Genomic DNA, 13,007 nt, shown 5'->3' on the forward strand with positions numbered 1-13,007 from the left:
AATTTTAATTATCTACCTAAGCCTCCTAATTTACTCCTTGTTTCACCTTAAATATACATAAAAAATGAACAAAGCAGGATTCTGATTTTCAGAAAACTATTTTGTTCACTTTTTGTTATGATTTAAACTCTTATACTCAATGAAAATCAAAGAGCAAACTAGGAAGCTAGCCGCAGGTTGCTCAAAACAGTGTTTTGAGGTTGTGGATAGAACTGACGAAGTCCGCTCAAAATACAGTTTTGAGGTTGCAGATGGAAGCTGACGTGGTTTGAAGAGATTTTCGATGAGTATTAGCTTATTCTACCGTTACTGATTTAGCAAGGTTACGTGGCTTGTCCACATCAAGTCCACGGTGTAGGGTTGCAAAGTAAGCGACCAATTGTGTTGGTACGACCATTGAGATTGGTGAGAGGTAAGGGTGTACGGTCGTAAGGACAATATCATCGGTATCTTTAGCAACATTTTCTTCTGCAATAGTAAGGACCTTAGCGCCACGTGCTGCCACTTCTTGGATATTTCCGCGAGTGTGGTTGGCAAGAACTGGGTCTGACAAGAGGGCCAATACAGGCGTTCCTTCTTCAATCAAAGCAATAGTTCCATGCTTGAGTTCTCCAGCCGCAAAACCTTCACACTGGATATAAGAAATCTCTTTGAGCTTGAGACTAGCTTCCATGGCTACATAGTAATCTTGACCACGTCCGATGTAAAAGGCATTACGTGTTGTTTCAAGAAGATCACGCACCTTGCTATCAATCAATTCTTTTTCTGAGAGAGTTGATTCGATAGACTGAGCCACGATAGACAACTCGTGAACCAAGTCAAAGTCTTGAGCTTTTTCGTTGCCATTTGCTTCACCAACTGCTTTTGCAAGGAAGGCAAGAGCTGCGATTTGCGCAGTATATGCCTTGGTTGAAGCAACGGCAATTTCAGGACCTGCGTGAAGAAGCATGGTATGGTTAGCTTCACGTGACAAAGTTGATCCTGGCACGTTTGTCACTGTCAAGCTTGGAATTCCCATTTCATTGGCCTTAACCAAAACTTGACGGCTATCAGCTGTTTCACCAGATTGGCTGATAAAGATGAAGAGTGGTTTCTTGCTGAGAAGTGGCATACCGTAGCCCCACTCAGATGAAATACCAAGTTCAACTGGCGTATCTGTCAATTCTTCTAACATTTTCTTAGAAGCAAATCCTGCGTGGTAAGAAGTCCCAGCTGCTAGAATGTAGAGGCGGTCTGCCTCTTGAACAGCCTTGATGATAGCTGGATCAACCACTACTTGACCAGCTTCATCTGTATAGGCTTGGATCAACTTACGCATCACCGTTGGTTGCTCATCGATTTCCTTGAGCATGTAGTAAGGGTAAGTTCCCTTACCGATATCTGACAAGTCGAGCTCTGCAGTGTAGCTAGCACGCTCACGACTGTTGCCATCATAGTCTTGCACTTCAACGCTATCAGCTTTCACGATAACCAACTCTTGGTCATGGATCTCCATGTATTGGTTAGTTTCACGAATCATAGCCATAGCATCTGAGCAGACCATATTGTAACCATCTCCAAGACCAATCAACAGTGGTGATTTGTTCTTGGCCACATAGATGACTTCAGGATCTTGTGAGTCAACCAAGGCAAAGGCATAAGAACCACGGATGATGTGAAGAGCTTTTTTGAAGGCTTCAAGTACTGACATGCCGTCTTCTTCAACAAATTTTCCAATCAAGTGTACAGCGATTTCTGTATCTGTTTGTCCCTTGAAGTGGTGACCTGCAAGGTATTCTTCCTTGATTTCAAGGTAGTTTTCAATCACCCCGTTGTGCACCAAGACAAAACGTCCTGTCTCAGAGCGGTGTGGGTGAGCATTGTCCTCTGTTGGTTTCCCGTGAGTCGCCCAACGAGTATGTCCGATACCAGTTGTTCCCTCAACACCAGCCGTTTTAGCAGACAATTCTGCAATGCGACCAACAGCCTTAACCAAATGGTTTTCAGCACCACCTAGGACAAAAATTCCCGCAGAATCATAGCCACGGTATTCGAGCTTTTCAAGCCCTTGAATCAAAATATCAGTTGCATTTGTGTTTCCAACAACACCAACAATTCCACACATAGTATATACGACACAGGCTAGCTGTGCTTTCTCCTTAAAATTGGTATAGTCTAATTCTTATTTTATAGAATCAGCAAAAACAGTATATACTTGTTTCTTTTACTTGTCAAGAGTAAAAATTGGTATAGCGTGATTCTACTGATTCTTTATACTAAAAGTCTACCATATTTCACCTAAAGCAAGTATTTAAAAAGGGCTTTATCGCCCTTTTTAAATACTATTTTGTAGCAAGCTTGTCTGCCTCTACTACTTCTTGAAAGGTTTTTTGATAATTTACTTTAATCGTCATTGTCATGTGAGAGTCCTCGTTTCTTTTTGATGAACCTAGTATAAAATCCCTTCCTAAAACATAGCTTATATTTTCCTTAGAAAAAACTAAAAGTAACTTGTGACTCAATGAAAACGAAAGAGAAAACTAGAAAGCTAGTCACAGCTTTCTCAAAGCACTGCATTCAGTTTACCAGATAGACTAAGACCTCGTTTGAAGTGGTGTTTAAGTTTATGCATTCAGTAAATAAAATTAATATAAGCATTTTTCTAAATCCCTTAGCTGCGAATCCCCACACAAAAAGAGCGTTATCGCTCTTTTACTTAGTATTTAGGAGAAGGTGCTTGCTCCTGTTGAAACGTTTTTTGGTAATTTACTTTAATCGTCATGTGAGAGTCCTCGTTTCTTTTTGATGACTCTAGTATAGGCAATAACCCTAAAAGCAAACTTAAGATTTTCTTAGAGAAAGCTTAATCTAAATGTTCTTTCTTTTCTAGATTTAGGGCAATCATATGCCACTCTGGGTCCCCCTGCCAGTTAGGAAGGGAGCTGATATAGCTAGCCACCTTACGTGCTTCCTCAAGTATTGGGAAGTCCTCGATAATATCAGCCACTTGAAACTCTGGTAGACCTGACTGTCTGGTTCCAAAGATTTCACCAGAACCACGCATTTTCAAATCTTCTTCTGCAAGGACAAATCCATTAGTCGTTTCCGTCATGATGCGCATACGATCCTTTCCAGAGTCAGTTTTGGGATTGGCCACAAGTACCGCATAGGACTGCTTGTCTCCACGACCTACACGACCCCGAAGCTGATGGAGTTGACTAAGCCCAAAACGATCAGCATCCATGATAATCATGACTGTCGCATTTGGAACATTAACCCCAACCTCGATAACTGTTGTCGAAACCAGAATATCAGTCTTTCTATCTTTGAACTCCTGCATAATCTGGTCTTTTTCATCACTCTTCATCTTACCGTGTAAGAGGGCAACTTTTGCTTTTCCAGAAAAATGAGCAGTCAATTCTTCCGATAAAGCAATAGCATTTTTCAAATCCAGAGCTTCTGATTCTTCAATCAAGGGAGAAATAACATAGGCTTGTGAACCCTTCTGAATCTCACCCTCCAACCAAGTCAAGACCTGTGGTAATTGCTCGTGCTTGATCCAGCGAGTTACGATCGGTTTTCGTCCCGCTGGCATCTGGTCAATAATAGATACATCCATATCCCCAAAGGCTGTAATGGCCAAGGTCCGTGGTATGGGAGTTGCCGTCATCATAAGGACATCTGGATTTTCTCCTTTTTCACGTAGGATACGTCTTTGTCCCACACCAAAACGGTGTTGCTCATCGATGATAATCAAGCCGAGTCGAGCATAGTCTACTCCATCCTGTATAAGAGCATGGGTTCCAATAATCACATCGGCTTCCCCCTTGGCAATCTTTTCTAAAACTTGGCGCTTTTCTCCAACTTTTAAAGAACCTGTCAAAAGAGCTAGTCTTAAATCTGGAAAGAGACTCTCTAGACTTTCAAAATGTTGCTCTGCAAGGATTTCTGTCGGTACCATGAGGGCAGCCTGGTAACCCGCCGTTACAGCAGCATACATAGCTAGTCCTGCAACAACTGTCTTCCCGCTGCCTACATCCCCTTGTAAAAGGCGATTCATATGGCGGTCAGAACTCATATCGGTCAAGATTTCTTGCAGACTCTTTTCTTGGGCTTGGGTCAAAGCAAAAGGCAATTCCTCTTTAACCGCAGTTAGTTTTTCTTGCGACCAGTTCAAGACCAGACCACTTCCTTGGACCATGTTTTCAGATTTGAGGCTTTGCAATTGCATTTGAAAATAAAAGAGTTCCTCAAACTTGATTCGACGAAGGGCTTGTTTGTATTCTGCCAAATCCTTAGGAAAGTGCATAGCACGAACAGCTTGGCAACGTGACATGAGCTTATATTTGTCTAGCAAGGTTTGGGGGAGATTTTCCTCAATCAAAAGATCCAATCCTTGATCAAAGGCAGTCTTAATCACCTTAACCAAGGCTGTTTGACTAATTCCTTGAGCTAAGCGATAGACAGGTTGAAGTTCATCATCCACTTGGGCCAAGACCTTCATCCCTGTCAGACTAGCCTTGGCACGATCCCACTTACCAAATACAGCAAGAGTCGCACCCAGTTCAATCTTATCTGCTAGATAAGGTTGATTAAAGAAATTGACCGCAAAAACAACCTCTCCCTGCTTGATGCTAAAGCGCAGACGATTACGCTTAAATCCATAATACTGAACACTAGCTGGCGTTACCACCTGACCAGACAGAACAGCCTTTTCGCCATCTTCTAGCTCTAGTACCTGCTTGGTCTTGAAATCTTCATAACGGAAAGGAAAGTAGAGCAAGAGATCTTGCAAGTTTTCAATTCCTAGTTTAGCATATTTCTCTGCTGATTTAGGTCCCACGCCAGGCAAGACATGCAAGGGTTGATGTAAATTCATGCTACTCTCCTTTCCATCTGTTTCTTAATAATATTCTCTCGGGATACGGTCACTAAGAAGGCAAACCACTTCATAGTTGATAGTTCCACGATAGGTTGCTACCTCTGTTGTAGTAATTTCCTTATCGCCATTTGTTCCAATCAAGGTTACTTTGGTCCCTAGTGGATAGACCTTAGGCAAACGAATGGTGATTTGGTCCATAGAAACTCGGCCAACAATTGGACAAGCTTGCCCATCCACCAGGACTGAAAAGTTTTGCATATCTCGCGTCCAACCATCAGCATAGCCGATTGGTAGAGTAGCGATAACTTGTTCGGAATCAGATTCATAAGTAGCTCCATAGCCTACATAAGCACCTGCTGAAACTGTCTTGACATGAACCAAGGCAGATTCCAAGGATAAGGCTGGTTTGAGGTCATAGGGTAATTCCAAGACCTGTCCACTAGGATTGAGTCCGTACATAGCATCCCCCATACGAACCGCTTTGAAAATCGTTTCCGCATGCCAAAGGGTTGTAGCCGAGTTGCTTGCATGAACCAGTTCTGGCAAATCTTTAAATTCTGCTAGAATCGCTTTGAAATGCTGCAATTGTTGTTCAAAGTAGACCTCTGACTTCTCATCTGCTGTCGCAAAGTGAGTAAAAACCCCTTCAACATAAGCTCCATGTTCCTGAAGCAAAACTTGGACCTCTTGAGCTTCTCTAGCATCTCTAAAACCAATCCGTCCCATACCTGAGTCGATTTTAAGGTGAACTGTTAGCCCAGATAGGTCTGAATGGGTAGCCAATAAGGCTTGCACCCACTCTAGACCAGCCACCGTCAAGGTAATATCAAATTCTTGGGCTAGTGGAATTGACTCGACCTCAGATACACCTAAAATGAGAATCTTCTTAGCAATACCTGCCTGACGAAGTTCCAGTGCTTCATCGATATTTGAAACGCAAAATCCGTCAACATCTGACTGGATAGCCGTCGCAACAGCGACCGCCCCATGACCATATGCATTAGCCTTTACAACCGCCCATTTGAGAGTCCCTTTTGGAATATGAGTTCCCATTTGCTGGATGTTATAGCGGATCGCTCCTAGATCAATAAGAGCCTTGGTTGGTCTATGTGGACTTGTTTTCATGAGATTCCTCCAAAATTACACTTGCAGTTGCATATTGTTCAGTGTGGCTGATCGATAGCCAAATCTTACCATGAAAAGGAGCTTGGCTAAAATAAGGGGCGCCCTTCTCGTCATTCAAAATCTCTAAATCCTGAAAACTAAACTTGCCTATTCCTGTTCCCATAGCCTTAGCAAAAGCTTCTTTAGCAGACCAACGCCCTGCTAGATATTCTATTTTTCTGCGTCCTTTAAGTCCAGTAAAGCGCTCCAGTTCCTTGACCGTCAAAACACGCTGGGCAAAACTGTCTTTTCTTTCAACCGCCTCTTGTATCGACGCTAATTCTTCGATATCAATACCATGTCCAACTATCATTTTTCATCAAAAGAAGTTGAGATACCCCCAACTCCATCCTTTTCACTTATTTTGTTAAGGTAGCGTAAATTTCTTCTACCAAGGCTTCTGTATGTTCCCAACCTAGACATGGATCTGTAATCGAACAGCCAAATATTTCTGGCTGATTTTGACGACCATCTGCTAGATAAGACTCAATCATGAACCCACGAACCGTTTTCTTGATTTTCTCATTCCAATCACGATTGAGTAAAGTCTGGCGCACGATGCGAATTTGCTCTAGATACTGCTTGCCTGAATTATCATGGTTGGTATCAATGACAATAAAGGGATTTTCCAAGCCCATTTTCTCATAACCTTCGATTGAATTTAACAGGGTTTCATAGTAAAAGTTGGGTTCATTTTTCCCATACTCATTTAAGGCCCCACGAAGGATGGCGTGGGCCAAGGGATTGCCAGATGTCTCAACTTCTTGTCCATGGTAAAGGAAGGTTTGCTTGTTTTGCGCCGCATAGATGGCATTGAACATGACCGACAAATTACCAGAAGTTGGATTTTTCATCCCAACCGGCGCATCAATCCCTGAAGCCACAAAGCGGTGCTCCTGGTCCTCCACAGAACGCGCCCCCACCGCATGGTAGCTGACCAAATCATCAACCAAAACGAGATTAGATGGGTAGAGCATCTCATCTGCTGTTGTCAATCCTGTTTCAGTAATGACCCGATAATGTAGCTGGCGAACAGCCTGCAAACCATTAATCAAGCTCGGCGCTTTTGAAGTATCTGGTTGGTGCACCAAGCCCTTATAGCCATCTCCATTGGTACGTGGTTTAGCTGTATAAACGCGCATGACCATAAAAATCTTATCGGCCACTTTTTTCTGTAAGTCCGACAAGCGACGAGCATACTCAAGGACTGCTTCTTCATTGTCAGAAGAACATGGCCCTATGACTAGCAGGATACGCTCATCCTTACCAGAGATGATCTCTGCTAATTCACGATCACGACTTTCCTTACGACTCAAAGCCTCTGCAGATAATTGTGTTTCTGCTTTTATCGCTTCAATATCGATTTCTTGACCCTTTTCAATAAATGCCATTTTATTCTCCTAGTCTTTGATAGATTTCTCGAACCAAAGCTTCCGTATTTTCCCATCCTAGACATGGATCCGTGATGGATTTACCAAAGACTTCCGGCTCATTTTGACGTCCATCCTCTAGATAGGATTCAATCATAAATCCACGAACATATTTTTTTATCTTTTCATTCCAGTCGCGGTTAATCAAGGTTTGGCGAACAATACGGATCTGTTCCATGTATTGTTTTCCTGAATTATCATGGTTGGTATCGATGATGATAAATGGATTTTCAAGCCCCATCTCTTCATATTGGGCAATGGTGTCCACTAGATTATCGTAATAATAGTTAGGAATATTTTTCCCGTATTCATTGAGGGCTCCACGAAGAATAGCATGAGAGAGTGGATTTCCAGTCGTCTCTACTTCTTTCCCCAAGAAAAGGAAGCTCTGCTTATTTTGTGCCGCATAAATCCCATTAAACATGACATTGAGATTGCCAGATGTTGGATTTTTAAAGCCAGTTGAAAAATCTGCTCCACTAGCTACAAAACGGTGTTGCTGGTCTTCGACAGAACGAGCCCCAACTGCCATGTAGGAAATTAAATCATCTACAAGCGGAAGATTTTCTGGATATAGCATCTCATCTGCTGTCGTCATCCCTGTTTCAGAAATAACGCGATAATGCAGATGACGAACGGCCTTGATCCCATTGATGAGGCTGGGCGCTTCTTTAGCATTCGGCTGATGAATCAAGCCCTTATAACCGTCACCATTTGTACGTGGTTTAGCAGTATAGACACGCATGACCATAAAGACACGGTCTTTGACTTCTTCTTGCAAGGCTGAGAGACGCTTAGCATACTCGACTACTGCTTCTTCGTTATCAGATGAACATGGTCCAATCACCAAGAGAATACGCTGATCTTCACCACGAATAATCGCTTCAAGTTCTTGATCCCGTTGGTGTTTCTTGGCAAGGGCCTGACCTTCTAATTTAGATACACTACGAACTTCTTGGATATTAATTTTAGGGCTTTTGGCTGTAAATACCATATTTCATCCTCCTTATAAAGCAAGCGGACGCCAAGTGAAAATTCACTTTTCACTAGGCATCCGCCTGAAAATCATTCAATCTTAACGTCGTTTTCCGTGACAGTTTTTAAACTTCTTACCTGATCCACATGGACACAAGTCATTACGTTTGATTTGGCTGACGTCCAAATCTGCAGGAAGGTCAGCTTGTTGGGCAACAATATTTCGAGTCGCTGTCGTGCTGATATGACGCTCCGCCTGTGGGCGTTCTTGTTCATGGATTTGAGCTTTCATCATCAAACGAGTCACGTCAAACTCAATCGAACCAATCATATCATTAAACATACGGAAACCTTCTGCTTGATACTCTACGACTGGGTTGTTCTGAGCATAACCACGGAGACCAACAGCATTACGCAACTGGTCAAGGGCATCGATATGGTCAGTCCATTTATTGTCAACCACACGTAGGATCAATACCTTCTGGAATTCCTTAACTGCTTCTTCATCTCTTAACTTAGATACTTGGTTATTGTAAACATCCAAAGCACGTCGGAAGAGTTCTTCCTTGATTTCTTTATCTGACAAGCCTGACAAGTCATCAAGAGAAATAGAATCTTCTGGCAAGAGGTTGAATCTCGCAAAGTTGAGGATTGCTTCTAATTTTTCATCTTGTTTAGCACGAGCGTGGTTATCAACAACTCGACCAATTGTGCGTCTAATCATGGCATGAATCTCAGGAGCAAGGTCACGATCAGCAGTGATAACATCGTAGCGTTGTGAGTAGATAATCTCACGTTGTTCACGCATGACGTCATCGTACTGAAGGACTTGTTTACGAGTATCGTAGTTGTTTCCCTCAACACGTTTTTGAGCTGCTTCTACTTGACGGGTCAACATGCGAGATTCGATAGCTTCGTCAGACATATTGAGGCGTTCAAAGACACCTTTCAAGCGTTCTGAACCAAAGCGTTTCATCAAATCATCTTCAAGAGAAAGGTAGAATTGAGATTCACCTGGATCCCCTTGACGACCTGAACGTCCGCGAAGCTGGTTATCAATACGACGGCTTTCATGGCGTTCTGTACCAATGACACAAAGTCCTCCAAGTTCACGAACACCTTCACCAAGTTTGATGTCGGTACCACGACCGGCCATGTTAGTTGCGATGGTAACGGCACCACGCTGACCAGCGTTCATGATAATTTGAGCTTCTTTGTAGTGGTTCTTGGCATTCAATACTTCGTGAGGAACGCCTGCAGCTACCAATTTTTTAGAAATGTAGTCACTGGTTTCAACTGCAACCGTACCAACCAAGACAGGTTGACCTTTTTGGTAGCGAGCTTTTACATCTTCGACAACAGCCTTAAACTTAGCCTCAATACTTGCATAAAGAAGGTCTGAGTGGTCGATACGTTGAACCGGACGGTTTGTTGGGATAGGGATAACACGAATGTTGTAGATTTCACGGAATTCTTCTTCCTCAGTCTTACCTGTACCTGTCATACCAGACAATTTCTTGTACATACGGAAAAGGTTTTGGTAGGTAATAGAGGCTGAAGTCTTGGTTTCATCTTGGATTGGCACACCTTCTTTAGCTTCAATCGCTTGGTGCAAACCATCCGAATAACGACGACCTTCCATGGTACGACCAGTAAATTGGTCGACAATCAAGATTTCTTGCTCTTCGCTAACCACATAGTCAATATCAAGAAGCATGATGTAGTTGGCACGAAGGGCGTTATCGATAAAGTGAGTCAGAGCAACATTTTCAATATCGTAGAGGTTGCTTAGATTGAAGTAGCTTTCGGCCTTGTCAATACCTGAATCAGACAACCCAATTGTCTTAGACTGAATATCAATGATGTAATCATCTTTATCCAAAGACTTCACAAAGTGGTCAGCCATATGGTAGAGTTGACTAGTTTCAACTGCATTGGCTCCTGAAACGATCAAAGGAGTACGAGCTTCGTCAATCAAGATAGAGTCTACCTCATCGACCAAGGCATAGTTAAGCGGACGTTGAACCATATTCTCCGCACGAACGACCATGTTATCACGAAGATAGTCGAAACCAATCTCTGAGTTGGTTGAGTAAGTGATATCACACTCATAGGCTTCTTTTTTCTCCATTGGAGATTTGGCCGCCAAGTTGATCCCTACTGACAAGCCGAGCCATGAGTACAATTCACCCATCTCAGTCGCGTCACGTTCTGACAGGTATTCATTGACCGTAACTACGTGAACCCCTTTGCCTGAAAGAGCATTGAGGTATACCGGCATCGTCGCTGTCAAAGTTTTACCTTCCCCTGTACGCATCTCAGGAACGTCACCATGGTGAAGAACGATACCACCCATAACCTGAACCTTATATGGGAAGAGCCCAAGGACACGCTTAGCTCCCTCACGGACAACAGCAAACGCCTCATACAAAAGTTGGTCAAGAGTCTCACCATTTTGATAGCGTTGTTTGAATTCTTCTGTTTTTGCTTTCAATTGCTCGTCTGTTAACGCAGCCATTTCATCTTCATATTTGAGGACTTTATCAGCCATCTTCTCCAGACGACGAATCTCTCCTTTATCATTTTCGATGATTGATTTTAATAAATTTGCCATTTTTTTCCTTACTTTAAATTCTGAATATTTTAGAATGTTCTTTTTATTGTAGCATATTTGCACAATTTTTTCAAGAAATATTCCGTTTTCCCTAAAGACGAAAAAAGGGCTAATCAAGGTGATTAGTTCCCTTAAAATTCCTATTCCGAGGCTAGTTTTCTTCATTAATGCTTCTAGCTAGTTTATCCATGAAAAAATTGCCATCATTTTCTATCAGGTACAAGCTTGCCTATTTCTTTCAAGGAAGACTGGATTTCTTCTTTTCCAATCGTAGCTTATTCATAAATTTTAGACAAGCATAGATTTTCCAGTCATTGACTAAGGATAAAAAGACTAAAAGTAGCCATATCACCCATCTAACAAAATCCCTTGGTTCTTGTAAAATAAAGTTAAATAAGACTAGCGAAAAAAGCGTGAAAACTAGACCAAACAATGCTGCTAGAGGCATATAAAACCAATAAAAATAGTAAAAGACAGAAAAGTACTTACTTCCTGGCTGTACCTTCCCTTGCCAACGAAAAAAGTAAAAGTAGGGTGCCAAAATCAAGAATTTTAATAGTTTTTCCATCTCCTTACCTCTCCAACGCTTTCCTTATTTTATTATATCAAAAAGATCTGGAAATCGCATTCCAGATCTTGCTTATTTATTTCCGTTTTCTTGCGATGAGGTGAATCGGTGTTCCTTCAAAGACAAAGGCCTTGCGGATTTGATTTTCCAAGAAACGCAAGTAAGAGAAGTGCATGAGTTCTTCTTCGTTGACAAAGATAACAAAGGTTGGTGGTTTGGTTGCCACTTGAGTCGCATAGAAAATCTTGAGGCGTTTTCCTTTGTCGGTCGGTGTTGGATTGATGGCGATAGCATCCATAATCACATCATTCAAGACAGCTGATGGGATACGGGTATTTTGACTCTCGCTGATTTGCTTGATCATCTCAGGCAACTTGTGGAGGCGTTGCTTGGTCAAAGCCGAAACAAAGATAATCGGTGCGTAAGGCAGGTATTGGAACTGCTCACGGATATCCTCTTCCCAGTTTTTCATGGTGTGGTTGTCTTTTTCAAGAGTATCCCACTTATTGACCACGATGATCATCCCTTTACCAGCTTCGTGGGCAAAACCTGCGATACGCTTGTCATACTCACGGATACCTTCCTCGGCATTGAGGACCATCAAGACTACATCTGAACGGTCAATAGCACGCATGGCACGCATGACTGAGTATTTCTCAGTATTCTCATAGACTTTACCTGACTTACGCATACCAGCAGTATCAATCATGGTAAACTCTTGACCGTCAGCATCTGTAAAATGAGTGTCAATGGCATCACGAGTGGTACCAGCGACAGGGCTGGCAATGACGCGGTCTTCTCCCAAAATGGCATTGATCAAGCTAGATTTTCCGACATTTGGACGTCCAATCAAGCTGAATTTAATGATATCTGGATTTTCTTCTTCAACTTCATGTGGGAGATTTTCCACAATAGCATCCAGCACATCCCCTGTCCCAATACCGTGCACAGATGAAATCGGTAGTGGTTCACCCAATCCAAGAGCATAGAAATCATAGATATCATTTCGCATCTCTGGATTGTCAACCTTATTAACGGCTAGGATGACTGGTTTATGAGTTTTATAAAGTTTACGGGCAACATATTCGTCCGCATCTGTAATTCCTTCTTTACCAGACACGACAAAGACGATAACATCTGCTTCTTCCATGGCGATTTCTGCCTGGTGCTTGATTTGTTCCATGAACGGAGCATCGACATCATCGATCCCCCCAGTATCAATCATACTAAAAGAACGGTTAAGCCACTCACCCGTGGCATAGATACGATCTCGCGTTACACCTTCAACATCTTCTACGATTGAGATGCGCTCTCCCGCGATACGGTTAAATAGGGTTGATTTCCCAACATTGGGACGTCCCACAATGGCAACAGTTGGTAAGGCCATGTTTTCTC

At 42.4% G+C, this 13,007-nt stretch carries 8 protein-coding genes; all 8 read right to left on the reverse strand.

The genetic code is table 11. The features are described from left to right. Positions 1 to 295: 295 nt before the first annotated feature. The 8 genes from glmS to der all read right to left on the reverse strand — a co-directional run bounded on the left by glmS (position 296) and on the right by der (position 12,999). On the reverse strand, positions 296 to 2,104 hold the full coding sequence (gene glmS / locus ACORHT_RS08455) for a glutamine--fructose-6-phosphate transaminase (isomerizing) (RefSeq protein WP_434350017.1): 1,809 nt from the start codon (positions 2,102 to 2,104) through the stop codon (positions 296 to 298). Positions 2,105 to 2,842: 738 nt separating this feature from the next. After that, on the reverse strand, positions 2,843 to 4,858 hold the full coding sequence (gene recG / locus ACORHT_RS08460) for an ATP-dependent DNA helicase RecG (protein ID WP_434350018.1): 2,016 nt from the start codon (positions 4,856 to 4,858) through the stop codon (positions 2,843 to 2,845). A 24-nt stretch (positions 4,859 to 4,882) separates the two neighbouring features. Then, entirely contained in the window at positions 4,883 to 5,986 is a 1,104-nt protein-coding gene (gene alr / locus ACORHT_RS08465; RefSeq protein WP_434350019.1) for an alanine racemase, read from the reverse strand. After that, complete coding sequence (gene acpS / locus ACORHT_RS08470) at positions 5,967 to 6,338, reverse strand: holo-ACP synthase (RefSeq protein WP_434350020.1); 372 nt, start codon at positions 6,336 to 6,338, stop codon at positions 5,967 to 5,969. The genes alr and acpS overlap by 20 nt, the downstream gene beginning before the upstream one ends. Positions 6,339 to 6,384: 46 nt before the next feature. Further along, positions 6,385 to 7,416 carry a 3-deoxy-7-phosphoheptulonate synthase gene (locus ACORHT_RS08475; protein ID WP_434350021.1) on the reverse strand — a complete coding sequence of 344 codons (1,032 nt, stop codon included), beginning with the start codon at positions 7,414 to 7,416 and terminating at the stop codon, positions 6,385 to 6,387. 1 nt (position 7,417) lies between these two features. After that, positions 7,418 to 8,449: a 3-deoxy-7-phosphoheptulonate synthase gene (locus ACORHT_RS08480; RefSeq protein ID WP_434350022.1), complete on the reverse strand. Its 1,032-nt coding sequence runs from the start codon at positions 8,447 to 8,449 to the stop codon at positions 7,418 to 7,420. A gap of 81 nt (positions 8,450 to 8,530) precedes the next feature. Further along, the gene (gene secA / locus ACORHT_RS08485) at positions 8,531 to 11,044 is read right to left on the reverse strand and encodes a preprotein translocase subunit SecA (RefSeq protein WP_434350023.1); all 2,514 of its coding nucleotides are present in this window, start codon (positions 11,042 to 11,044) and stop codon (positions 8,531 to 8,533) included. 644 nt (positions 11,045 to 11,688) lie between these two features. Further along, positions 11,689 to 12,999: a ribosome biogenesis GTPase Der gene (gene der, locus ACORHT_RS08490; protein WP_075227285.1), complete on the reverse strand. Its 1,311-nt coding sequence runs from the start codon at positions 12,997 to 12,999 to the stop codon at positions 11,689 to 11,691. Positions 13,000 to 13,007 lie beyond the last annotated feature (8 nt).

Origin of the sequence: Streptococcus sp. KHUD_014 (genome assembly GCF_051106275.1) — a bacterium.
Lineage (GTDB): Bacteria > Bacillota > Bacilli > Lactobacillales > Streptococcaceae > Streptococcus.

What these genes read in the sequence shown, in the direction of transcription:
- acpS (WP_434350020.1), bottom strand. Translation starts at nt 6,338, where the DNA reads ATGATAGTTGGACATGGTATTGATATCGAAGAATTAGCGTCGATACAA.
- ACORHT_RS08480 (WP_434350022.1), bottom strand. Translation starts at nt 8,449, where the DNA reads ATGGTATTTACAGCCAAAAGCCCTAAAATTAATATCCAAGAAGTTCGT.
- secA (WP_434350023.1), bottom strand. Translation starts at nt 11,044, where the DNA reads ATGGCAAATTTATTAAAATCAATCATCGAAAATGATAAAGGAGAGATT.
- alr (WP_434350019.1), bottom strand. Translation starts at nt 5,986, where the DNA reads ATGAAAACAAGTCCACATAGACCAACCAAGGCTCTTATTGATCTAGGA.
- der (WP_075227285.1), bottom strand. Translation starts at nt 12,999, where the DNA reads ATGGCCTTACCAACTGTTGCCATTGTGGGACGTCCCAATGTTGGGAAA.
- ACORHT_RS08475 (WP_434350021.1), bottom strand. Translation starts at nt 7,416, where the DNA reads ATGGCATTTATTGAAAAGGGTCAAGAAATCGATATTGAAGCGATAAAA.
- glmS (WP_434350017.1), bottom strand. Translation starts at nt 2,104, where the DNA reads ATGTGTGGAATTGTTGGTGTTGTTGGAAACACAAATGCAACTGATATT.
- recG (WP_434350018.1), bottom strand. Translation starts at nt 4,858, where the DNA reads ATGAATTTACATCAACCCTTGCATGTCTTGCCTGGCGTGGGACCTAAA.